18 protein-coding genes are annotated in these 24,461 nt (G+C 58.0%); 11 read left to right on the forward strand and 7 right to left on the reverse strand.

Annotated elements, in window-relative coordinates:
* The first annotated feature begins 407 nt into the window (after positions 1-407).
* From CA85_RS25710 to CA85_RS13780, 6 genes are all read left to right on the forward strand, one after another.
* Positions 408-650 (forward strand): hypothetical protein, encoded by a 243-nt coding sequence (locus CA85_RS25710; RefSeq protein ID WP_246112781.1) that lies wholly within the window; start codon positions 408-410, stop codon positions 648-650.
* Between the two features lie 562 nt (positions 651-1,212).
* On the forward strand, positions 1,213-1,881 hold the full coding sequence (locus CA85_RS13760) for a DUF4864 domain-containing protein (RefSeq protein ID WP_146391908.1): 669 nt from the start codon (positions 1,213-1,215) through the stop codon (positions 1,879-1,881).
* On the forward strand, positions 1,878-2,507 hold the full coding sequence (locus CA85_RS13765) for a sigma-70 family RNA polymerase sigma factor (protein ID WP_146391909.1): 630 nt from the start codon (positions 1,878-1,880) through the stop codon (positions 2,505-2,507). The genes CA85_RS13760 and CA85_RS13765 overlap by 4 nt, the downstream gene beginning before the upstream one ends.
* 116 nt (positions 2,508-2,623) lie before the next feature.
* On the forward strand, positions 2,624-3,331 hold the full coding sequence (locus CA85_RS13770; RefSeq protein WP_186774933.1) for a hypothetical protein: 708 nt from the start codon (positions 2,624-2,626) through the stop codon (positions 3,329-3,331).
* Between the two features lie 503 nt (positions 3,332-3,834).
* Entirely contained in the window at positions 3,835-11,184 is a 7,350-nt protein-coding gene (locus tag CA85_RS13775; protein WP_186774934.1) for a choice-of-anchor Q domain-containing protein, read from the forward strand.
* A gap of 74 nt (positions 11,185-11,258) precedes the next feature.
* Positions 11,259-12,023, forward strand: coding sequence for a PEP-CTERM sorting domain-containing protein (locus CA85_RS13780; RefSeq protein WP_186774935.1), 765 nt, complete (start codon positions 11,259-11,261; stop codon positions 12,021-12,023).
* Positions 12,024-12,558: 535 nt separating this feature from the next.
* On the opposite strand, the gene CA85_RS13785 is transcribed toward CA85_RS13780, so the two are convergent.
* The 3 genes from CA85_RS13785 to CA85_RS25715 form a co-directional block, all read right to left on the reverse strand.
* Positions 12,559-12,885: an ISAzo13-like element transposase-related protein gene (locus CA85_RS13785; protein ID WP_261344713.1), complete on the reverse strand. Its 327-nt coding sequence runs from the start codon at positions 12,883-12,885 to the stop codon at positions 12,559-12,561.
* A complete protein-coding gene (locus tag CA85_RS26140) occupies positions 12,771-13,355 on the reverse strand; it encodes an IS4/Tn5 family transposase DNA-binding protein (protein WP_146391914.1) in 585 nt (194 codons plus the stop codon). Before CA85_RS26140 ends, CA85_RS13785 begins: the two co-directional genes overlap by 115 nt.
* A 242-nt stretch (positions 13,356-13,597) precedes the next feature.
* On the reverse strand, positions 13,598-13,894 hold the full coding sequence (locus tag CA85_RS25715) for a hypothetical protein (protein ID WP_246112782.1): 297 nt from the start codon (positions 13,892-13,894) through the stop codon (positions 13,598-13,600).
* 317 nt (positions 13,895-14,211) lie between these two features.
* On the opposite strand from CA85_RS25715, the gene CA85_RS13800 reads away from it, so the two are divergent.
* Entirely contained in the window at positions 14,212-14,925 is a 714-nt protein-coding gene (locus CA85_RS13800; protein WP_146391915.1) for a hypothetical protein, read from the forward strand.
* 74 nt (positions 14,926-14,999) lie between these two features.
* On the opposite strand, the gene CA85_RS13805 is transcribed toward CA85_RS13800, so the two are convergent.
* Positions 15,000-15,458, reverse strand: coding sequence for a cytidine deaminase (locus tag CA85_RS13805; RefSeq protein ID WP_246112783.1), 459 nt, complete (start codon positions 15,456-15,458; stop codon positions 15,000-15,002).
* 316 nt (positions 15,459-15,774) lie between these two features.
* On the opposite strand from CA85_RS13805, the gene CA85_RS13810 reads away from it, so the two are divergent.
* Entirely contained in the window at positions 15,775-17,097 is a 1,323-nt protein-coding gene (locus tag CA85_RS13810) for a S1C family serine protease (RefSeq protein WP_246112784.1), read from the forward strand.
* A gap of 434 nt (positions 17,098-17,531) precedes the next feature.
* Here CA85_RS13810 and CA85_RS13815 read toward each other — a convergent pair whose 3' ends face one another.
* Positions 17,532-19,313, reverse strand: a complete 1,782-nt coding sequence (locus tag CA85_RS13815; RefSeq protein WP_146391917.1) for an ABC-F family ATP-binding cassette domain-containing protein — start codon at positions 19,311-19,313, stop codon at positions 17,532-17,534.
* 258 nt (positions 19,314-19,571) lie between these two features.
* Here CA85_RS13815 and CA85_RS13820 point away from each other — a divergent pair, with 258 nt between their 5' ends.
* Both CA85_RS13820 and CA85_RS13825 read left to right on the forward strand, forming a co-directional pair.
* On the forward strand, positions 19,572-22,439 hold the full coding sequence (locus CA85_RS13820; protein WP_146391918.1) for a 2-oxoglutarate dehydrogenase E1 component: 2,868 nt from the start codon (positions 19,572-19,574) through the stop codon (positions 22,437-22,439).
* Between the two features lie 154 nt (positions 22,440-22,593).
* Positions 22,594-23,208 carry a superoxide dismutase family protein gene (locus CA85_RS13825; RefSeq protein ID WP_246112785.1) on the forward strand — a complete coding sequence of 205 codons (615 nt, stop codon included), beginning with the start codon at positions 22,594-22,596 and terminating at the stop codon, positions 23,206-23,208.
* A 29-nt stretch (positions 23,209-23,237) separates the two neighbouring features.
* Here the strand turns inward: CA85_RS13825 and CA85_RS13830 are convergent, their stop codons facing one another.
* Together CA85_RS13830 and CA85_RS24940 are read right to left on the reverse strand one after the other, a co-directional pair.
* The gene (locus CA85_RS13830) at positions 23,238-23,492 is read right to left on the reverse strand and encodes a Trm112 family protein (RefSeq protein ID WP_246112786.1); all 255 of its coding nucleotides are present in this window, start codon (positions 23,490-23,492) and stop codon (positions 23,238-23,240) included.
* On the reverse strand, positions 23,489-23,638 hold the full coding sequence (locus CA85_RS24940; RefSeq protein WP_186774937.1) for a hypothetical protein: 150 nt from the start codon (positions 23,636-23,638) through the stop codon (positions 23,489-23,491). Before CA85_RS24940 ends, CA85_RS13830 begins: the two co-directional genes overlap by 4 nt.
* Here CA85_RS24940 and CA85_RS13835 point away from each other — a divergent pair.
* Entirely contained in the window at positions 23,637-24,407 is a 771-nt protein-coding gene (locus CA85_RS13835) for a hypothetical protein (RefSeq protein ID WP_246112787.1), read from the forward strand. The two genes, CA85_RS24940 and CA85_RS13835, sit on opposite strands and share 2 nt — an antisense overlap.
* The last annotated feature ends 54 nt before the right edge of the window (positions 24,408-24,461 follow it).

The following is a 24,461-nucleotide window of genomic DNA, read 5'->3' on the forward strand; positions in this document are numbered from 1 at the left end:
GGCATTGGTTAGTTGTCTTTCCTGGCCTTTTTCGTAGGATTCCTAATACCGTCATCCACAATACAGCGTCACGCTCAGTAGGGAGAAGACCATGCCCAGGCAAGCTCGTGGGGAAGTGATCGATCCGAATCAAATTCAGGTAGTTCATTGTGTAGAACGCTGTGTCAGGCAGGCATGGCTTTGCGGGAAAGACGCGGCCACTGGACGGTGCTATGAGCATCGCAGGGGCTGGATCCGCGACCGTATGGAGTTTCTCGCGTCCGTCTTTGGTATCGACTGTTTGACCTTTTCTATCATGAGTTCGCACGCTCACCTGGTGCTTCGCAGTCGGCCCGAATCTGGACGGCTCGGGGCGGCGAGGTAGCCTGAAGGGATTCCTAAGTGTCTCGTTGGAAAGGTACCTGGAATTGCTTGATTGGACGGGGCGTCAAATTCGCAGCGACAAGGTCGGGTCAATCCCAGAGCATCTGCAGCCCATCCTGACTCGCATCGGCTTGGACACCCATGGTTGGTGCGACATTGTGCTCAAGTTCGGTCGAGTATTCCGCCGCGCCGCCGGCAGTCCAGAGCATCTGGCCGAAGAGGCAGTTCGTCGCGACCAAAACTGGCTTTGCGCCCCCGGCAATCCGCTGGGCTTGTCGTCGGTCTGACGCAAACCGATGACAACTAGCCCGAATTCGATGCCCCCTGGGTTGGCTGCTGCGCGGACGTGGAGCAATTATTTGGAAAACAGTCGGATTGCCAGTGACCAAAGCTGAATTGGGAAGACTGGCGAGATTTGCTGCTACCGAATCCGCGATCTGGTGCACAAACAAAGTGGATGGCCCCCTTCGCTTAGCAAACCCTTGAGTGCGGACGTGATCGCGGAGCCTTTCTCGTCGAGCGTCGGTGGACAAAGCTATCCTTCAGCAAATGATAGATATCGATCAATAAGAGATAGTATTCCTTCAGTCTTGGCATTTTCAAGCACGGAAGGTCAATGTTTTTAGGTTTTAGGGAAAATACGTAGCTTGGAGTGAACACTTGGATCTGATGTGGGCCAGGCCGTAGAGCGACACAGCGAAAATGAGGGTGCAGGGAGGGGGCCTGTTTTCCTCGAGCGGATAGAAAGTTCGGGGAAAAATGAACGGTTCCAAGTGGTCTCGTTGTGTGGACATAACTATCATTAGCTACTGCCTGACCCGCCGGTGTGCGACCTCCCCATGGAATTCAATGAATAGACGCCTGCAGACGCGACGTTTCATGGGAGCTGCGGTGGGACTGATGATCGGTGTGGCGTTGGCGGTATTTTGCTTCTTTGTTTGGCGCCCCTTCACCGGCGCGACGACCAAGGTCGTGGAGCAACAGGCCGAGGGCCGGCAATTCTTGGATGAGGATGGTTTTGACCCCGATGTTGCCGATCCTAGCTACGCCCCCCAGGATGTCGCTGAACTGCAGTTGGCGTCCCTGCAAAAGGCAATCGCCGATCCCGCCCAGTTAAAGGTCTGTTACAGCCTGGCGTCGCCTGAAAATCGTGCGTTGACGGGGCCGTTGAGCCGATTCGTTAACCTCTTTCGACTACCGGCCTATCGCCCGCTGCTCGGACACCAATTGTCGATGATTGGGCGCGTCCGTGTCCGTGGCGATCAAGCCGACATGATGGTGAGTGTCGTTGCCGAAGACGGTCAAGCGTATGCGTTTCAATTCCTGCTTTCGCGACAACGCTCAGACGTTGAGGGGCCGGATACAGTCTACGATGTAGGCGTCGTGAGCGGGGGAGAGACTCCCGAAGATACCGCAGACGTCCGTCCGATCGATGACTCAGAAAAGTGTTGGTTGACGCACAGCGTCTACCCTGTTCCCGTGGCGACGATTGTGCCCACCCGGACGACTGAACCTTGAATTCTTCACGGATGCCCGCAGACGCTTCATTGGTAGTTGCTCAGCAGGATTATTCCGACGAGCAATTGATAGAGAGAATCGAATGCGGAGATCAGGCGAGTTTGCGGTGTTTTCATGATCGATACCGCGATTTGGTGTTCACGGTCGCTTACCGGGTGTGCGGGCAAGAGTGTGATGCCGAGACGGTCTTGGTTACGGTTTTTTGGGAAATCTGGAAAAACCCTTCCAGGTGGAATCCACGGCGTGGTCCGGTACGTACGTATCTCTTGGTGCTCGCACGCAGCCGTGCTCAAGATTTGATGCGTTCGGAGTGGGGTCGTGCCAAGGTGCAGCGAGAAGCGGGCGAAGAACTTTCATTTATTCGTAGTCGACGGAATACCCAGCAGGACCCGTCGGATCAATTCGCCGCGAAAAATCGGGCAGCGCGACTCCGCGAAGCGACCCAGATTTTGCCCGCGGACATGCGTGAAGTATTGGACATGGCGTTTTTTGATGGATTGACGCATGAGGAGATCGCCGATCGCTTGGACATCCCATTAGGTACTGTCAAAACACGTATTCGCCGGGGTTTGGTACAATTGCGAGAGCATTTAGCGACGACGAAAGATGATTGGTTAATTCAGTGAATTGCGACTTCTGCCAAGATCGACTTGAGCTTTACATCCTGGGGGAATTGGATCCGTCAGTCGCTCGGGCAATCAGCGATCATCTCGAGACTGGCTGCGACAAATGCGAAGCGGAAATGCGTGCTCTCAACGAGTCGCTGGAGTGTTTGATCGAGTCGACGGACATGATCTCACCGCATGGTGAGACATGGGAACAGCTTGCTGTTGCGATTGAGTCGGACCAGTCACCTATGATGGGTTTAGCGCCACAGAATGATCGACGACAAGCGACCGGTACTAAGCTCCAGCCCATCAAGCTTGGTTTTTTAGCTACTGCGTGCGGCTTCGTCATCGCTATGTTGACACTTCAGGCGACACTCGGTCGATTCCTTGAACCGTCCGTAGTTCACAATGAACAAACCTCTTCCGGTTTGAGCGGATCCATCCCGAAACGATCCGACTGGGCAGTTGAGTCTGCGTTTGAAGATCAAGACGAGAACTTTCCACAACTGGTTTCATTCCATGAGCCAAATCAATCTCGGCACGTTGCCGGTGGGATGGTCGTGGATATCGACGGAGCGCAGATCCATGTTCATGTGCAAATGAAAGAATCTCGCGGATATACGTTATGGTTCGTCACAAAAGATGATCGATGGGTCGTAGGCGGCCCGCTCAAGCGATTGGTCGGGGATCATTATGGCAACGTCTTGGATATTCCCGCCACTGAGCAACCGATCGTTTACGCGGCGATCACGATCGGGCAAGTCGACGACGCAAACTCAACCGGACGTGACATCGCCTTGGTCAGCGAGTCGGTAGGCGACCTGTCTCACCGAGCGTTGTAGCGAACTGCATTTCGCCCACGCTCTTGCTCATTTTCCTATCGAGCCTATTTGGAAATTGCGCTGCCCCTCTCCGGCGAGGCCGTTGAGAACCAGGTCACATGACCCGCCTCCAAAGGATTACACCCCTTTTCGGATAGGCTCATAGCAAACCCGCTGCCTTTGCGTTGAGGTCGATAATATCGACTTCGCCTTGGCCTTCTCATGCGGTTCCGCAACTTTCTTTTCAATTCCTCTGAAGTTTTGGAATCTGCCGACCGGGCGCTGCTCGTACCTCTCGTGCATTTAACCCAGACCGCTCGCTGAGCCACGGCGATGCGGCGGCACCAGAGATCTTGATTCGAGCAAACATGATATTTTCCGGGCGACGCAGAAATTATTCTACAGGTCAGATTAAAGCACCTCTTTCCCGTGCAGAACGCAAAGGGAACAAGCGGACGCTGTTCTCGCGAGTATCCCGGTCGCGTCATCGGCGGCTACGCTGCGAATCGCTCGAAGCACGTCGTTTGCTGACCACCTATCTGGTTGATACAGTCGCTGACACGATCGCTGAGGATGGATTCGTGAGCCTCCGCGAGGCGATCCAGGCCGCCAATACGAACGCGATCGTCGGTGATGCGCCCGCTGGCCAAGCGGGGGCAACGGCTACAGACACAATTCGATTTTCGAGCACACTTGGTGACGCGACATTCGTCTTGGGGGGTACGGAGCTCGTTGTTTCCGATTCGCTCCGGATATCACGTGGGGACGCTTCGGCGGTCACGCTCGATGGCGACGGACTCAGCCGAGTTTTAAGCGTTACTGCCGGTGCAAACACGTTCAGTGTGAGTGATTTGACGATCACGGGTGGAACTGCCGACGTCGGCGGTGGATTGTCATTGGCCGGTGCAGGCCGGGTGACCTTGGACGGTGTCAACGTTGTTGGCAATGAAGCGACGGGCGCTGCGGCCGACGAGGGCGGCGGCGGTATTTTCAACGTGGACACGACGCTAACGATTCTGAACGGGTCGATCGTCGGGAACGTTGCCAACGGCACAAGTGGTTCGGGCGGCGGACTATTCAGCGCATCGGGCGACGTTGTGATTCGCGACACCCGGATCGAGAGCAACGTCGCCAATCGCGCGGGCGGAGGGATCGAGCTGGGGGTCGGTTCCTTACTGTTGAGTGATGTGACTTTGGGCGGTCTGTTGCCGAGCCAGGGCAATGTGGCCGGTCCGGCCGGGTCGTCGGCCCCAGGCAACGGCGGCGGGCTTCACGTCACCGGTGACGCGGGCGCGACTGCTACCTCGGTCACAGTGTCCGGCGGTGGCGTGCTGAACAACCTTGCCGCCCGCGAAGGCGGAGGACTATGGAACCAAAGCGGCGTCACAATGACGATCTCCAGCGACGCGTTGGTGGGCGGCAACGAAGCCGCTGGTGCAGCGTCAAACCAAGGCGGTGGCGGGATATTTAATAACGGCGGTTCACTCGTGCTCACGGACGTACGAGTGCTTAATAACGCTGCCACCGGGGACGCTGGCGGTGGTGGTGGCGTGGCAACCAAAGGCGGCACCGTTTCAATCGATGATTCTTTGATCTCCGGCAATTTCGCCGCTGGCGCATCCGGCTCGGGTGGCGGAATTTTGACGCTCGATACCGCTCAGGTGAACGTCATTGATACGGAGATCAACGGCAACGTGGCGAGCCGCGCCGGCGGCGGGATTGAAGTGGCGACCTCGCCAGCGGTACGCAATGCGTTGACTTTGATCGGTGTCACGTTGAGCGAAAATAATGCCGGAGTGGTCGGTGACGACGCGACCGCCGCAGCACCTGGAAACGGCGGCGGCTTGCACGTCACGGGCTCGGCCAATGTCTTGATCGCAGAGAGCTTCATCAACGAGAACATCGCCGCCAATGAAGGCGGAGGACTATGGAACGGGTCGGGAGTACTAACGATCGACAACAGTCAAATTTTGGCAAATGTCGCCTCGGGTGATGCGGCCGACAACGGCGGCGGAGGTCTTTACAATGAAGGTGGTATCGTCATTGTCAGTGGCTCGGCATTGATGAACAACTTCGCCAACGGAGCTGCGGGCAGCGGTGGTGGAGTCTTGAGTGTCGCCGGGCGAGCGAGTTTTTTCGACAGCGTTATTTCGGCCAATATTGCAAATCGAGCGGGCGGCGGAATTGAGTCCGCCGCGGGGGCTACGATCGAACTCGATGGGACCGAGCTGAATGACAACGTCGCTGGCCCTGCAGGCACCGCCGCGCCTGGCAACGGCGGCGGCTTGCACGTCACGGGACTGGGCAACACCACGATCGTGGGCGGCAGCGTTCGCGGGAACATCGCTGCACGAGAAGGCGGCGGTTTGTGGAACGACAAGGGCACTTTGACCGTTGAGGGCACCCCGATTACCCGCAATGTCGCCCGCGGTCCGGCGGCCGACGATGGTGGCGGGGGCGTGTTCAATAACGGCGGTACGTTAATGGTCTCCAACGCGGAGATTAGCGCCAATGCCGCCGACGGCCTCAGCGGAAGTGGTGGAGGTCTCTTCAATCTCGGCGGCAGTGCCACCGTCAACAACACAATCGTGACTGGCAATATCGCCAATCGGGCGGGCGGCGGGATCGAGTCGACAGCTGGCTCAGAGACTGTCCTCAATAACGTGACGCTCGATGGAAACAATGCCGGCGTGGGGTCCCCGGGAGGTCCGGCCAGCCAGCCACTGCTGGCCTACCTGTTTGATGAACGCGGCACGTCGGCGCCCGCGTCGGGGTCCGCCGCGACTCCCGGCGGTGAGCCGTCGTTGCTGCTAACGGCGAACGGCGGGCTGCCGGCGGACCTGCGCGCTGCCGACGGCAGCGGCGTTTCGGGGCGGCCCGGCGACTTTGCCTTTGATAACACGAATAGCACCGGGATTACCAACGCCAGCCACGCTCAAAACGCAGTCGACTTCGACGCCATTGATGCGTTGAGCGCCTTCACATTATCAGGTTGGTTCATGTTGCCTGAATCGGCGACCGAGAGCATTGGTCGGCAAGACGCGCTGATTGAAAACGGAACGATCTCGATCAATGACGCACCCGGCGGCTTTCGATTGCGAGGCGGTGCAGTCGCCAACGCCGGTACCTTGGAACTGAGGGTTAACCGCGATCGCAGTATCGAATCCTCGAGAGTCTATACCGAGATCGGTGAGTACGTCTATTTTGCCGTGTCCTACGACGGTACCCGTTCGACCGACAACGTAAAGTTCTACAAAGGTACGACGACGGGCGGCGTGACGCTGGTAGACACGTTAACGCTCGATGCGGGCGTCGTCGAGCAAGAGAACGTTCCATTGTCCATCGGTGTGACTCGCACGAGTGGATTGACGATCAACCCGTTCAACGGACTGCTCGATGAAATCCGCATCGATGGTTCGGTAGTGTCGATTAGTGAGTTGGAAGCTCGGCGGTTCGGCGCGACGGGATTGGATGTTGCGATTGCGGCCAATCCAGGAAACGGCGGTGGACTGCACATAACGGGTAACGGGATCGTTCGTATCAATGATGGTTCGGTCAGCGGCAACATGGCCGCCGGGGAAGGGGGCGGATTGTGGAACAGCGCGACGGGAAACCTGTTTGTCGACGGTGCCACAATCAGCGGTAACTCAGCGACCGATGGGGGCGGCGTCTACAGCGATGGTGGCAATACGGTACTCACCGACGCAATGGTTTCACGGAACACTGCGACTCAAAGCGGAGGCGGTGTTTACACCGAAGCGGGCGATTTGTCATTCCAAAACTTGACGATTGACGACAGCGTCATTGAAGGCAACTCTGCCGGCGCGACTTTGGCGGGAACCGGTGGGGGAGGGATCTTTGCAGCTGGATTCTCAGTCGTGACGAACACGGATATCGCCGACAACACAGCGATCGAAGGAACCGCTGACGGTGGCGGCGTGCTCGCCCCAGCCTTCGCCGATTTCTCGACCACCGGCGGCATGATCAGTGGTAACCGCGCAGCTCGCGCGGGCGGCGGTGTCGAAAATCTAGGATTTTTCAGTAGCGACGGTACCGATTTCGAGAATAACTTTGCCGCAGTCAACGGTGGCGCGCTGCACCAATCCGGGTTCAGTTTTTCCGTCGTCAGCAACGCAACCGTGAACGGCAATTCAGCTGCTAACGAAGGCGGCGGCTTCTGGAACAGCAATGGCGGTTTCATGTCGGTGCTCGATTCGTCCTTCGACAACAATGAGGCAAGGTTCGGCGGTGCCCTCTTTGCCGACGGAGATCTTCCCGACACCAGCGTCGACCGCAGCGTCTTCACCAACAACACCGCGGCGGTCAACGGCGGGGCGATCGCGAGCGAGGGCGGCACGTTGTTCTTGGCCGACAACTCCTTTGTCGGCAACGCCGCCGGAGGCGACGCGCCGGGACTGGGAGGCGGTGCGATTCACACCGCTGCGGACAACGAATTCAACAACAATGACATGATCGGTAACTCCGCGGCGAGTCCGATGGGTAACGGCGGCGGCCTGTTGGTTGCGTCCGGCGGCACCGGGTCGTATCAGGGCGGATTGGTTGAAGGCAACGTAGCAGGCCGCGCTGGCGGCGCATTCGAAATCATTGGTGACCTGACGTTGGATCTTGGTTTCGACTCTGCCACCGAAGTGCCATTGGTCATGAACGCAAATATGGCTGGGATTAACGGCGGTGCCGTCCATATCTCCGGGACCGGCAACGCAACCATCCGACGCGCCACCGTCACCAACAACACCGCCGCCGGTGAAGGTGGCGGACTCTGGAACAGTGCAGCGGGAACCTTGACCGTCGACAACGTCAACATCTCGGGCAACGTGGCCTCGGGCGACGCTGCGGATCAAGGCGGTGGTGGGATCTTCACCGACGGTGGGACGGTCACTGTGACTGAAACGACAATCAGTGGAAACTTGGCCGATGGTCTGTCAGGTAGTGGCGGTGGAATTCTCAGTAACGGCGCAACCCTGATCGTTGTCGACACTTCCATCAACGCGAACATTGCCGTCCGTGCTGGCGGCGGCATCGAGACCGTCGGCAGTGCGCTCACCACCTTGACCAACGTCAACCTAGACGACAACGGTGCGGGACTGGATCGAAGTTTGGCCGGTGCCAACATCCCCGAGCCTCTGTTGTATTATAACTTCAATGAAACTGGACCGACGGCGCTCGCGACGGGAGCGGCCGCCGATGGTGGTGGCAACCCTGTCCTGAATTTTAATGCCAACAATAGCACGACGCCCGCGGATTTGCACAGCGCAACGGGAACCGGCGTCTCTGGCGAGGACGGCGACCGCGCGTTCGACAACACCGGCGCGGGAAATCAATTCTCCAATGTTAGTCACGGGCAACACGCTCTCGATTTTGATGCCGTCGATACCCTCGATGCATTCACTCTCTCTGGCTGGTACATGTTGCCGTCAAGCTCGGCAAGCATCGGCCTGCAAGCCAGCTTGTTTGAAAATGGGACATCGGACGCTGGTTTCCGATTGCGCGGGGGTAGTCGCACCAACGCAGGAACGCTGCAACTGACTGTCGACGGACAAACTCGGGAGTCGTCCCAGGCCTACATCGAGGTGGGTGAGTACGTTTACTTCGCCGCCAGCTACGACGGAACGGCAACGGCCGACAATGTTAAGTTCTATAAAGGGACAGTCGATGATGGATTGACCCTCGTTGATACGTTCAGCATCAATGCGGGAGCGGTCAATCCAGAAACACTTCCGTTGTTCATTGGTGCGAATCGGCAATTCCTGTTTCAGAATCCGTTTCGAGGTTTTTTGGATAACCTGCGGATCGACGGATCGGCATTGCCAATCGAATCACTGGAGTTTCTTCGCGCCGACGGTGTAGGCCAAGCGGCGGGGTTCCGCGCCAATCCCGGCAATGGCGGTGGACTGCACGTCAGCGGTCCGGGCGAAGTGACCATTGAAGGCGGAACGGTCAGCAACAACTTTGCGGCCAACGAGGGTGGCGGGCTGTGGAATTCGTCGACAGGGATCCTCACGGTTTCGGGTGTCGCGGTTCAAGGGAATACTGCCTCAGGTGACGCCGCCGACAGCGGTGGGGGCGGCATCTACAACGACGGTGGAACACTCAACGTCGACGCTACCAATCTTGACGACAATCTCGCCGACGGGACCGCAGGCAGTGGCGGTGGCCTACTCAGCGTGGCCGGAGCCGTCACCATTGCAAACAGCAGCTTCGAATCGAATGGGGCAAATCGAGCAGGCGGCGGAATCGAAATCATCGACGGCAACGTCACGCTTACCAACAGCGACTTGATTAACAACGATGTGAATACCATTGCCACCGGTGGACCTGCCACGCCCGGCAACGGTGGCGGTCTGCACGTCAGCGGCATCGCCGACGTGACGATCGACGGCGGCCTCGTTTCGGGCAACGTCGCGGCGGCGGAAGGCGGCGGTCTTTGGAACCAAGCGGGCAGCACATTGACGGTGCGAAACGGCACTTTGATCCAGCTCAACACCGCTCTTGGGGCGGCGGCCGATCAAGGCGGTGGCGGCATCTTCAATAACGGCGGCAATGTCGAAATCAGCAACGCGATCATTCTCTCCAACTTTGCTGACGGCGTCTCCGGCAGCGGCGGTGGAATCCTGAACGTCGATGGCGGCATCATCGCGATCACGGACACGCAAATCACGTCTAATGTGGCCAGTCGCGCGGGTGGCGGAATCGAGGATAATTCGGTCGCTGCGGGAACCGTCGGGATTGGCAACAGCATCACGTTGACCCGCGTCGTGCTAGACCGAAACAACGCGGGCGTGATAACGCCGGGCCGTGGTGGAGCATTGTTCTCCTCACCCGGCAATGGCGGCGGGCTGCACGTTTCCGGCGCTGGCAATATTGCGATCAGCCAAACGACCGTGAGCCGAAACATCGCTGCCAATGAAGGCGGCGGTCTTTGGAATGCAGCGGGCACGATGATCATTGATGCCTCCACAGTTTCGGGGAATACATCGGGCGACGGCGGCGGAGTTTTTAACGATTCGACCAGCGGCGATATCGAATTGATGAACTCAACGATCAGTGGAAACCGTGCCAATGGATCCGCCTCCACCTCCGGTGCGGGTGGTGGTTTACGGACCGAAGGTGGCAACGTGACATTGACCAGTGTCACGGTCGGCATGAACACGGCGACGCTGGGCGGTGGCTTGAGTGTCGCTGGCGGCGTCACCACGGTCGGCTCATCCATCGTGGCCAGCAATACGGCAACTACGGATCCCAACATTAACGGTATTATTATTGACGTCGGCAACAACGTGATCGGCGGAGCCGCAGGTTTGGCTCCGCTGGCGAACAATGGTGGGCCGACGATGACTCATGCCTTGCTCGCCGGCAGTCTCGCGATCAATAACGGAAACGACGCTGGACTCGCCGTGGATCAGCGTGGCGTCGTTCGTCCGCAAGGTGCCCGAGCTGACAGCGGAGCGTTTGAGTCCAATCGAACGGGTGCCTCCTCCGCTCGTCGCGCCGATGTCGACCGCAATGGGTTCGTGACGGCCGTGGACGCCCTGCGGGTGATCAACTCTCTCGGCCGCGGATTGGTGCTTGCCGAAAGCGAGCCATCATCCGACGTCGAAACGGATGCCGATGATCCGCGAAATCTTGATGTCAACGAGGACGGACAGATCACTGCGTTGGACGCCTTGATCATCATCAATACTCTCAACCAAGACGGCTCCTCACCCGAGAGCGATAGCACGGCCGAGGCCTCACCGATGACGCCCCAAGCTACCGCGATCGACAGCGTTTTGGATCAACAACGACGCCTCGTTGATGACATGTTGCTAGAGCAACTCGCCGTCGACGCACTGAACGCGCGTGTGACGCGTTGATGCACCACAGGCACCCTCGCCAATCAATTCGTTTGAATACAAGCAATATCAAAGCCAAAAACCGGAGTCACCTGATGCGATTTATCTCGAGTAGTCTATTGTTATTATTAGCGGTCGTTTCGCTCTCTACGCCAGTGCATGCTGGGGTGATTAGCGAGTTTCGACCTGCCCCAGCCGGACGGGATCCTCTCACCCAGCAAATCGAATTGAGAGGGATGGCCGGGACGGCATACAGGGGCTACGTCCTGGGCATCGGAGGCGAGTTTGGTCGAGCCGGAACCGTGGATACCTCTTCGCTGATCAATGGAACCTTCGATTCGAATGGCTTGCTGGTCGCCACGATCGGCGATTTACTCGACCCCACGCACACCATTGTCTTGGTCACCGACTATGACCAGTCGGCACCACCGGCCGACATCGACACCAATGACGACGGCATCATCGACGATATCAGTCGGTTGATCGGGGTCCAAGACGCGATCGGAATTCCCGATTCGACAACGGATCTGTTTCGACTTTACGGTTCGCAACTCGGCGGTCAGGATTTCGCATTCACCGGTAACGAGCCTCAGCTTGTCTTCCGTGACGCTTCAATGGGAGACTGGTATGCCATCAACAATCCGAACAGCAACCAGATCTTCGATATCAATGCGGTGAACGTTGCCGATACGCTGACGTTCAACGGCGACCCTTTCAATCCAAGCTTTGGCTCGATCAACCCTTCTGTTTCGGCTGTTCCCGAGCCTGGATCCTTCGTGCTACTGGGCGGATTGTCGGTTGCCGGGATTGTCACAGGGCTGCGTCGCAGGAAACGAAGCCCCCAAAGAGCCTCGCGATAACCTTGCCGTGTTTTGGACCCCTGCCATATCATCTCAGCTTTGCAGGTAGTGGCGTTGAACATCAGACGTAACCTTGGGTTGCAGTTTGCTCGCTGCGCTCTCACGACCTGAACCCGAGGTTATCTTGTTGTTTGTCATTAACGCAAAGCGAACCTACCCCGATGGGAGATGAGCTGCGAATTCGAATGACTCGTCAATCTCATCGTTTTGACAGTCTACGGTTAGACCTCGCGATGACTGCTCCCGGTGTAAAAGCCGCTGGAATGTTTCTCAGCCTTGCATACGTTGCGGGACAATTCGCACAACTATCAGATCTCAGTGACGTTGGCGCTGGCCTCCCCATCGCCTGCGACCGGGGTGGTTTTAATGACCACAGGAGGCACAGCCTCCAGTGTGAGCGGATCGCCCATGCTCGCGGTGAGGGGTGCAAGAAAGAAGGCTAAGCAGGTACTGGGAATTCATTCCGCGTTATGAGTAGCCTGTTTTATTGGTAACCCGACGCGTTAAGGACACGTTCGGAAACAACTTCGGGATTTCAGTTCGGCAGTACATAGTTGAATTGACCGAGCTGGGCATCACGTTGGGTAGGTTCATTTTTGCGAAATTCTGAATTGGCTTTGATTCCTGATTGATACACCTTGCGAGCCAATTCACAGACAACTTTGAGACCGCGACGTGTCGTCACTTCTGAGAACAGCATTTGCATCCATGAGAGTGATTCCACTAAGCGACCACTGAGCGCCGCAGTCAGATGGCAGAAAAGTCGGTGGTCGATCGGGTTGTACTTGCTGCAATACGGTGGCAGGTGAGCGACACGGATCGGAATTCCCAGCCCGATCGCGAGCCGATGCATTCGTAACAAGATTGTTTGCGGAGACGCTCTTTGTCGGGTCTGTCCACGTTGGTGAGAATGGATTGGCGTGTCCAGAGGACATGATCGACCATTCCTAACGGAAGACCTTGCTCACTCAGGGCATAGAGCGGGTGAAGAAAGAATCCGAATTTATCGTCGGACTCTAGCGGCCCGGTCCCTTTGACCTGCCGACTCGGCTTGGTCAGATCAATAACGGATGTGTCCTGGGCGAGAACGACCACGGCATGCGAAGCTGTCCGCACAATCGCAGCTTGTTGATGAGCATCCAAAATGGCGTCTGTTGTGATTGCGGGATTTTTGGCAACACGATAGAGCGCTTCCAAATCGGAATCCCCCATACATGCGCCGGGTTGGGACTCAGCGATTCTCGAAAACTGCTCGACAATCGTTTTAACGCGTTTTTCTCGTCTCAGGTCGCCTAATTCAAGCCAAGCGAACTCCGATTCAATCCATTCCATCGCCGCAGCCCTCCCTGAGCACACTAAGATCCTTTATGTGCCTGTGTATCTACCCGAAAAGATGTGTAGGATAAAGAGGACTGACGCCCGGGGCGATGCAGTGGATGAGTTGACGAAGTAAATGCAGTCTGCCGGGACCTGTGCTCTCCCCACTGATTTATCGACGATATCGGCCCACACCCTGAATCCACTTTCTGCTGCGGCTGATCCGGTTTTGTGCCTTTTCTTTTTCCGGTCGGAGCCTAAGTCGCCACTTGCACGTGGGCGGAAGAGCGTTCGGCTCCCGTCGCAGGCAGTCGGCTGACGGGATTTTCCGCTGCGGCGCGGCGACGAGCGACGAGATCATGTCGCAGCAACACGGACTGAGCGAGATCGCCAATGGACTGAATCGGGCGACTGCGTTGTTGCGACTGAGTTTGCATCCGGGTCCGCCCTTGGCGGATCAGGCTCGCGAGTTTTGACAAGGTGTCCAACTCGGTTGGGTCGGTGTCGGTAGCCGCTGCGGGAGACAGGTCGGAAAAGAGGGTCAACTGAGTCATCAGAAACGTCCTTTGCAATCGGGAAGCGGGCCATGCCCTGGAACACCCGACATTCTTCGCTGACGCCATGACACGTTTGGTCACCCCGGCCAAAGAACCACTTTCTCGGCCGCTGCCCGCCGACTACCGATCATGCCGGTCACGCAGGTCCCAACACCCGCAGAGACCGCCATTTCCGGTGATTTCCCCCCGCCTGCCGTCGGCTCCCTGCTCGGTCAGCTAGATTGAACTTGTTCCAACCCGCTGCGCAGTGATCAAGCAACCGATACATGCCTGCGTCACCAGAAACCTCGCTCCCCCAAACGAGACGATTGAACTTGAATCCGCCCGATGACGCTGCCACGATACGACGTCGAGCGGATTCGAATGCGCCCTGCGATCCGATGGTCCTCGAAAGCCTGCGATCACCGTTGGTCTGCATCTGGCGGCGGATCCCTCGAGGGCTGCGCCAGCAGGCGCCGCATCGCTGCATTGCCGATCAACTGCGACACCTGCGTACCTGGCTAATCATCGTGGCGGGATTGCCAATCGCCGCTCTGGTACTGCGGATCGCACTGAGGTGGAGCGACCGCGGTGACCTCTGGGACGCGCCGACGCTCTCGCTGCTCAGTGGCTGGCTGCTGGGGATCGCCGCTGGCGTGGCGCTGAGTGCTGGGACGGTTCCCATTTACCGGGCGACTCACCGCCGCCGCCTGCGTTGCAGTTTGAAATACCACCAACGTGGCGTGGCTCTCCGCAGCTTCATTGCGAAGTGGGACTGCCCATCGAGTTCCATTTATCGCTCGTGCCGGCTGAGCAAGCGTTTGGGAAACGTCTACAACCGGCAACTTCTGACCATGGTCAGCTGTTTTGCAGTGGCTGGCTGTTTCGCCGCCTTGATTCACCATCGAACATTCATTGGGGAACTACTCACCCTCGTATCGCTGATTGCGATCGGTACGCAGTGGCCGACGAGCCACCGGCTCGTTCGCTGGTCCGGCCACGTGATCGATCCCCTGTGCGGCCAATCGGAGGAGTACATCGAATGCTGATTCCACTTGGGTGGATTGGGCGTACCGTTCTGCGAGCGGACCGAACGCCTCACACAAAGATCAACCCCATCTCTTTACGGCAACAGATCCGTGCCCGAGAAGGCATCAGGTAGCAGTTCAGAAAGCAATCGCATTTTCTGCTCGCCGTCAATAACATCGACCGTGTACACCGCCATGTCCATGCCAAACTCGGCCAGGACTTGGCGACAGGCGCCACAGGGCATGGCGCCACCAACGCTGGCCACGGCGATCGCCCGGAAGTTGCGATGGCCCTCGGCCACCGAAGTGGTCACAGCCACACGTTCGGCGCACTGAGTCAACGAATAGCTCGCATTCTCGACGTTACAGCCTTCCACGATCCGGCCGCCGTGCAGCAGCACGGCAGCCCCCACGTAGAAATGGCTGTGAGGCGCGTAGGCATGATTGCGCGCGGAAATCGCCGCTTGGACCAATCGCAAGACTTCATCGTCGGCGGGCGGTTCGTATTCCGAGGTGGACATGAATGAAGAGGGGCGTGCGGAGATGCTGGACATAGATTCAGTCGAGAAGAGAGGTGTCAATTCCGCCTTCAGGGCATCATTAGCGTAGCAAACTTCAACCGCCAGGAAAACCTACTCAAGCCAGGAAGATCGACACACCCAACTGGGGTTCACTCTCGGGAGGTTGCCTCCGGCAGTGCCGACTCGCCCGCTTGAGCATCGAACCTATCCGATCAGGGTGGCAACTGTTTAGAATTCAATGGCTGGCCTGTCCAGCGCCCGAGATCGATGCCCCCGAGATCGACGCCACTGGTCGATCGTGGTGTTGCTCAGATCGCGTTCCTTTTTGACGCTTCGAGAAAACGAGTACATGTTCCCAATCTGTCAAACGACCGCTCACGGTGTGCCCACGGCACTCGCTACCGCCCTCCTACTCATGCTCGCCTGCCCACTGCCCACCGGGGCGCAGGAGATCGTCACGCTGCCGAGCGCCGGCGAGGACGCCATTGAACAGGACATGCTTGAAAAAGAGATTGCGGAACAGGACGTGGCCGAACAAGAGAGTGTCTTTAAAAGCGATGCTCGGGCGCTCTCGATCGCCTTTCGACACGCCGCTCGTGAAGCCACTCCAGCCGTCGTGACGGTCTATTCCTACGGCCAGAATTCGCAAACGTCCACCGCCCAAGAGGAAACGCCAGGCGAAGCCCCGAACGATCCGACCGGTGACGAAACCTTCGGCCCCCAGCCACCTTCTCAAACCGATGATGAAGGCTATCCCTTGACGGGCTTGGGGTCCGGAGTCCTTGTGAATTTGCTGCCCACCGGCGACGCAGAAGACGCCGAGGATGCCGATTCCTCCCCTGAAAAGACCTACTGGGTGATGACCAACAATCACGTGATCACCAATGCCAAACGCGTCGTGGTGCAATTGCCCGACGAAAGTGAATTGGTTGCCGAGAGCGTGTACGGGGACCCCGCCAGTGACATCGCTGTGCTGCGTTTGCTCAGCGAACGCGATTTGGCAACCGCGACGCTGGGTGATTCCGACCCCATCGAAATCGGCGACTGGGTACTCGCCATCGGCAGTCCTTTCAAGCTCGAAGCGACAGTCTGCGCGGGGATCATCAGTGCCAAGCACCGTAGCATCGGCAAAATCCGTCGCGGCCGGCTGTTTCAGACCGATGCGGCGATCAATCCCGGCAATTCAGGTGGCCCCTTGGTGGACCTCGACGGCAAAGTCGTCGCCATCAGCACCGCAATCGCCACCCGCAACGGTGGCTATCAAGGCATCGGCTTCGCCATCCCGATTAATCAAGCTCACTGGATCGCCCGCGAACTGGCTCAGTACCAGCAGGTGCGCCGGGCCGCGATGGGCGTGCGTCTGGCCGAACTGAACCCCAAGCTCGCTGATAAACTTGACCTCCCCACCTACCTCGGTGTGCTCGTCCATCAAGTCATCACTGATTCGGCTGCGGACGCCGCTGGTCTCCAAAGCAGGGATGTGATCATGGAGTTTGCCGGACAGCGAGTGCGACGCATGAGCGCGCTACAACAAGCGGTCGAGCAACAACCGATCGGCTCAACCCAGGACATTAAAATCTGGCGAGCAGGCAAAGAACTGACGAAGCGGATCGTGCTGGCACCGCTGGAAGATCCCACCGCCGTCGACACCGGAGAGGACACCGAAGAATAATCAATCCGACGAGTATCAATCCGAGGTGAAAACCGAGTAGGTGAGGTCTCTGGCGGAAGAACCCTGGCGGAAAGTGGACATTTTCGGCTCAACCGACGGAAGCGTTCGCCCGAGGTTTTCAAGGCATGGCTCCCGTATCGAAGGATTTATCTGTGGGATGTGATTGACAATATTGGACTGGCACTGCCGGGAGAAACGGAGCCGAGCTCTGCAGAGGTGCTGGCTTGGCAAGGGATATCTCGGTCGCCAGCGTTTCCCTGCAAAAGCGGTACGCCAATGGTGTTGTCGGTCCCTGGTGAGCGTTTGTTCGTCAGGGACGCATTTTTGAACGATCATTGGATACTGGAGCCATGCCTCAAAAAACCTTCCGCTGTGCTCTGCGCACGCTTCCGTCGGATGAACCACATTTTCCTCATCTGCTCACTGCGGCACTATTAGAAATCGCTCAATTCCATCCACTTTTCCTCCGCCTCGCTGAGCTCGACTTCGATGCCTTTGATCTGCTCGTGCAACCGCACCGCTTCATTGGGCTTGGTCTCGGTGAGTAGCTGTTCATTGAGCTCTTTTTTCTCGTCGTCGAGTTTGGCGATCTTGCGTTCTAGGCTCTTGAGTTCCTTGCCTGTTTTTCGCTGATCTTTGTGCTGTTTCCGATCGTTTTTCCCACTCGACTTGGCACCGCCTGACGAACCCGCGGACGTGCCCGCGGCGGCGTTGCGTTGTCGCTCGCCTTCGGAAACCTCTTTCTCGACCGCATCGCAGTAGGTGTCGTAGCTGCCGAAGTAATTTCGGACCCGACCATCGCGGACTTCGATCACGTTGGTAGCGACCTGGGCCATGAAGTGTCGATCGTGGCTGGTGAAGATGACGGTGCCTTTGTATTGCTGCAGAGCGTCAGCAAGAGCTTCAACGGTTTCGACATCGAGGTGGTTCCCCGGTTCATCGAGCACGAGCACGTTGGCGGTCCCCAACAGCAGGCTGGCCATGCAGACGCGAGCTCGTTCGCCACCGCTGAGCACCTTGATCTTTTTGTGAATAGCCTCATCTCGAAACAGCAGAGCTCCGGCCATGGCGAGCACATCCTGCCGGGTCGTGTCGGGATCGGACGAATATTCGAGGTGCTCAAGGATCGTCTGGCGTTCATCGAGGGTCGTGTACACGTGCTGCGCATAGGTGCCGATCTCGATCCCATGGCCCCACTTCATTCTGCCATCGAGAGGTTCGAGCGAGCGCACGAGCGTCCGCAGCATGGTCGTTTTGCCTTGCCCGTTGTCGCCGACGATGGCCGCGCGTTGGCCATGCTCAATTTCTAGCGAGATGTCCTCAGCGACGCGGTTGTCGGGATAGCCGATCGCCAATTGTTCGCAGCGGACGGCAGTACCCTGGCGAGGCTGCACGCGCGGCGCCCGGATATTGACGGTGGGTTCGTCGACCTCCAGTTCCACGGTCTGCAATTTCTCGAGCTGTTTGGCTTTGCTCCGCGCTTGGCTAGCGGTGGAAGCATTGGCGCGATTTTTATCGATGAACTGTTTGAGTTGTTTCTGTTTCGCGATCACGGTGGCATTGACACGGCGATCGTGCTCGCGTCGCTCGTCACGAAACTCGAGAAAATCGTTAATTTTACCGGGGTACATCGTCAGTTGCCCCTTGGCCAATTCCAGCGTTTGGCTGCAGGTTGCTTTCAGGAATGCCCGGTCGTGGCTAACGATCAAGGCCGCTTTGCCGAAATCGCGCAGGAAGTGCTCGAGCAAGATCTGGGTGCGGAGGTCAAGAAAGTTCGTCGGTTCGTCGAGCATCAGCAGGTTGGGATCGTGCAGCAGCAGGGCAGCCAACTTCACTCGCGTCTGCCACCCGCCCGAGAGGGCCTTCACCGGGCCTTCGAGGTAGTCGCCCTTAAGCTCAAATTGCCCTGCGACCTGCCCGCACCGCCAATCGGGTGCGCCACTGTCTCGCATCAAAAAATCCAGCGCCGATTCGCCTTCCTGGAACGGATCATGCTGTCGCAGATAGCCGATTCGTAGGTTAGGGTGATGGATCACTTCGCCTTTCTCGACCTCCTCCTCGCCTAGCAAAATGCGCAGCAGCGTGGACTTGCCCGCCCCGTTGCGGCCAACGAAGCCAATTTTGACATCCTCCACCAGACTCGCATTCGCTCCGTCGAGCAGAACTTGGTCACCGAAGCGTTTGAAGGCGTCGCGGAGTTGAATCAGAACGGCCATGAATCCAGAGTTTTGGGTTAGGGAAAAGCGAACGCGGGCGAGTGGGACCCACCAACGTAGCGAGAAACACGAAAAAGTTCACCATGTCTTGTCTACCCACAAGGCCGTTGCTTGCGTAGAGTATTCATCCGCCCGTACGAGACAAAATAAAGCGGCCCCCATTCGCTTTGTGAATCGCGCTCCCTGCTCCGCCAACTCACCTCCTAGGAAGCCAACACTGCGACCAGCTCTCGATTGGCTGGATCGTTGCCTTTGCTCATGAACAGTTATTCGTTGGACTACATCGACGATCTCTACGTGCAATACGTGCGTGATCCGTCGAGCGTTTCAGAAACTTGGCGTCACTATTTCGAGCAATTTCTCGTCGGAGCAGGAGCCCCCGTGCAGGGGGCAGGCCCCGCGCCGACTGCGGGCACGTCTCGAACGAGGACGTCCGGTCCCGGTGCTGAACCAGACGGTTCGCCTGCGGGCGCGGCCGCTGCCCCTGGCCTGACGGCAACCGCCAGTGCGGGGGTGCCGACAGGATCGACGGGCAATCAGAACGTCGACCAAGCCCTGTGGTTGGCGCGCATTCAAGACCGCATCGACCAACTCGTGCGGGAGTACCGAGTGCGAGGGCACCTCGTCGCCAAACTCGACCCGCTCGGACTCTATGAAAACGGCTGCCCGGAGCTATCGCCGCAGACGCATGGTCTGAGCGACCAGGATCTCGCCCGACCTTTCGACAGCAGTGTCCTCGATAACGTCTCGGGCAGCACCCTGGATGTCATCCTGAAGAAGCTGCAGCAGACCTACTGTCGCTCCATCGGTGCCCAGTTCATGCATATCGACAATCGCAATATCCGCGATTGGTTGCAGCGGCGGATGGAAACCACTGAGAACCGTCTCGACTTGTCCTACGAACGCCAACGCCGCATCTACGCGAGATTGGCTGACGCGAGCATTTTTGAAGAGTTCGTACGCCGCAAATTCGTCGGCGCCAAAACATTCTCGCTCGAGGGTGCCGAGAGCCTGATCCCGCTGATTGACTTGGCTTTGGAGAAAGCCGGCCAACACAAGGTGAAGGAAGTCGTGATGGGCATGGCTCACCGCGGCCGGCTTAACGTGATGGCCAACATCCTCAAGAAACGAGCGATGAACATCTTCTGGTCCTTCGATGATCCGACACCGGAACTGAGCCGCGGCGGTGGCGACGTGCGGTATCACCTCGGATACAGCAGCGACTGGAAGACCGCCTCAGGCGATCAACTTCACATTTCCCTGTGCTTCAACCCGAGCCATTTGGAATTCGTCAACACCGTCGCCCAGGGGCGTTGTCGCTGCAAGCAAGACAACCGAGGCGACACGGACCGCAAAGAGGTCATGACCATCCTGGTACACGGAGACGCCGCGTTCGCAGGCGAGGGAATCGTCCAGGAGACGCTCAACCTCAGCGAACTGCCGGGATACCGCACCGGCGGGACGCTACACGTCGTGATCAACAATCAAGTTGGCTTCACGACCGACCCGCGCGATGGCCGCAGCACGACCTATGCGACGGACATCGCCCGCATGCTGCAAATTCCGATTTTCCACGTCAATGGCGAGGACCCCGAGGCTGTCGCTCAGGTCGTCGCCCTGGCAATGGATTTCCGCAAAGAATTTCATCGCGACGTGGTCATCGATTTGTATGCATACCGGCGTTGGGGGCACAACGAAGGCGACGAGCCGCGATTCACTCAGCCGCTGATGTACGCCGAGATCGATCGCCGTCCCAATGTCCGGCAACAATACCTCAACCGGCTGCTCAAACTCGGCAAAATTACCGAAGAGGAAGCTGACAAAATCAGCAAGGAGCGGACGGAAAAGCTCGAAAGCGAGTTCGAGGCCAGCAAAAATGAATCATTCGTCGCCGATACGCAAACTCTCGCTGCCAATTGGAGTGAGTACTTCGGTGGCCCAGAACCCGACGATCCCGTCGACACTACGATCGATGTGCAAAAACTGAGCGAGCTGGTTGATTCGCTGACACGCTTGCCCGATGGCTTCTCATCGCACAAGAAGCTCAAACGCCCGTTCTCGCAGCGCCGCGAGATGGCTGCGGGAGAGCGACCACTGGATTGGGCCGCCGCCGAGGGTGCCGCCTTCGCATCCCTGCTCGATCAAGGACATCCGATCCGAATGACGGGCCAGGACTGTCAACGCGGAACGTTTAGCCACCGCCATGCGGTGCTGCACGATGTTCGCAGCGGTGAACTCTACGTGCCACTGGAACACGTCAGCAAGGACCAAGCGCATCTCGAACTCTACAACAGTCCCTTGAGCGAAGCAGGCGTACTCGGTTTTGAGTACGGCTACTCACTCGATTGCCCCAACGGTCTGTGTATCTGGGAAGCCCAGTTCGGTGATTTCTGGAACGTGGCCCAAGTGATTGTCGACCAGTTCATTGCCAGTGCCGAAGACAAATGGGATCGGCTGTCAGGGTTGGTCATGTTGCTACCACATGGCTTCGAGGGCCAGGGCCCGGAGCACTGCAGCGCCCGCATCGAGCGTTGGCTAGCCATGTCAGCCGAAGACAACATCCAGGTCTGCCAGCCGACCACGCCGGCCCAGTTCTTCCATCTGCTCCGCCGACAGGTGATTCGCAAATGGCGAAAACCACTCATCGTGCTGACGCCCAAGAGCTTGCTCCGGCACCCCGAAGTCACCAGTCCGCTGAAGGTCGTTGCCTCAGGAAGCTTCCAAAAGGTGCTGCCCGATCGCAAGGTGCCGCTGAAGAACGCCCGTCGGCTTCTGCTGTGTACCGGCAAAATCTACTACGACCTCTTGCAGGAACGCACGGACAAAGAGATCGAAAACGTACCGATTATGCGCGTCGAACAACTCTATCCGCTATCGGTATCCGAGATGCTCGATTCGCTCGACGGGTTGCCCGAGGGCACCGAGGTGATGTGGATCCAGGACGAACCGGAAAACATGGGCGCCTGGCCGTACATGAAATTCAAGTTCGGCGATGACCTCTCGGCCCGGTTCAAGTTGTCCAAAGCCACACGGGCCGAATCGGCCAGCCCCAGCACGGGCAGCATGGCTGCGCACAAACTCGAGCAAGCCGACTTGATGAAAGCGGCTTTCGACGGATTGAAGTAGTACCTCAGTCATCCTGGAAACCGGCACTGCATTTGCAGCCACTCCTGCTGTTCTCGACGGAGGTTCCGCTCTCGATTTAGGCCGGAGCCGATTCGAAATGCCCTTTCCTTCCAGGAGACAACCCATGTTCTATCGGCTGAAAACTGCTTCCCTTTTGACTATCTCCACTGTGGTGCTCGCAGTGGCCGGCTGCGGAGACCCCGCAACCCCCGTCGCAACGGCCCCGGAAACGACGACCCCGAATACCGCCGAGGCGCCCTCGGTGCGAGACGTCCCTCCTGTCGACGAGGGCGTTCGCGACGCCGCCACTGATGACAATCAGGCTGCCGTCTGCAAGCTCGAACCGATCGGAGACAGTAAAGTCAAAGGCACCATTCATTTCGAACAAGAGGGCGACAAAGTGACCCTCACCGGTGAAGTGTCCGGGCTGAAGCCTGGCAAACACGGGTTTCATGTTCACGAGAAAGGCGACCTGTCCGATAAGGAAACAGGCAAGTCTGCGGGCGGTCACTTCAACCCGACCGGCCAGAAACATGGCAAACCCAGCGATGCCGAACGCCACGTCGGTGACCTCGGAAACGTCACCGCCAACGATGATGGCGTTGCCACCCTGGATATCACGGATACAGTGATCTCGCTCAATGGCGAACACTCCATCATCGGTAAATCCTTGATGATCCACGAGGGGGAGGATGTCTTCACCCAACCGACCGGTGATGCCGGCGGCCGAGTCGCATTTGGCTTGATCGAAGCGGAAGATCAGAACTAGCCCACCGGCTATTCAACCTCACGTCGCTGCTACGGGTCGACGCGAATGGCGTCATCGGCGATCAAAGTCGCGATGTTATCGCGGATCGGGTAGATCCGAGTCTTAGTGGAATTGAGTACACCCGCATCGATGGGATCGTCGACGCGGGTGTCGAGCTGATCGCGGGCGGTTCCGTCTGCGATCGCTGCGTTGACCTGGTCGATTAACTGCCGATCGGCTAGGACGAGGGCTCCTCCATCGGCGGGGCAGCGTAGCATTTGCAGAATATCTGGCGTCATTATCATGCGAATCTCGGTCCGAAGCGGTTAGTTTGTGATGTCTGGCGGGCGATCTGTCCGATGAACTTTCTCATTGTCTTCTCTTCTTGAACCCTCGCCAAGGCGGACTCGGCTTTGGCGACCGGTCCCCACGCCAGAACAGGGATTGTCATGCGGTGCATCGCCAGTTTTCGCAAACAAATGTTCACCCAAGTGGCCGCATCTGCGGTTGTATTCGCCTCTGCTTCCACTTTGGTAGGTGAGGATACGCCTGGATACTATACCAACCCTGAAACGGGCATCGTCTATCGCAAGGTCATTCGCACCATCGAACGCCCGATCGTCGAGACGAAGATGACCGAACAGCAAAAGACGGTCTATCAACCGAAAACGGTGACTGAAACGAGACCCAAAACTCGCCGTACCTATGTTCCTATCACCGAACTCCGCTTGCAACCGCGTGTCGAAGGTCGCTGGAACCCCTTCCGCCAAGCTAGGGTCGCCTATCAGCATGTACCGGAAACCCGCTGGCAAGCGCGTGACGAAGTCGTTTCGGAAACGAGTACGCAGGTTCATTGGGAGGCCGTGACCGAGACCGTCCAAGTCCCGCAGCGATTGACGCGGATTACCCATGAGCAGAAAGTTGACTTTGAACCCGTCGGGCGGGTCGCTCCCAGCTCATCGACTAGCCTCGCCAGCAACGTCTCGCCCGAGGTTGCCGCCAAACTGCGCCCGCTCGATAGCAATGCCCAGTACCAGCCCCTGCCTAGCTCAGTCGGTCCTGCCAACAGCAGTTTAGCCGCCCAACAGAGTCGCTCCAACCTGCAAACCGGCATGCGAGCGACCGAACTAACGCCGCAATCGCCACCATTGACTCAGCCCGTCGGTGCAACGGGCGCTAGCGGAATCGCTGGGTTCGCGCCGACGAGCATTTGGCGGTAATTGGCGGTCGTGCGGATTGTTCGGGTAGCATGTCGAATGGATTCACCGAACCGG

It is taken from the genome of Allorhodopirellula solitaria, from assembly GCF_007859855.1.
GTDB lineage: Bacteria > Planctomycetota > Planctomycetia > Pirellulales > Pirellulaceae > Rhodopirellula > Rhodopirellula solitaria.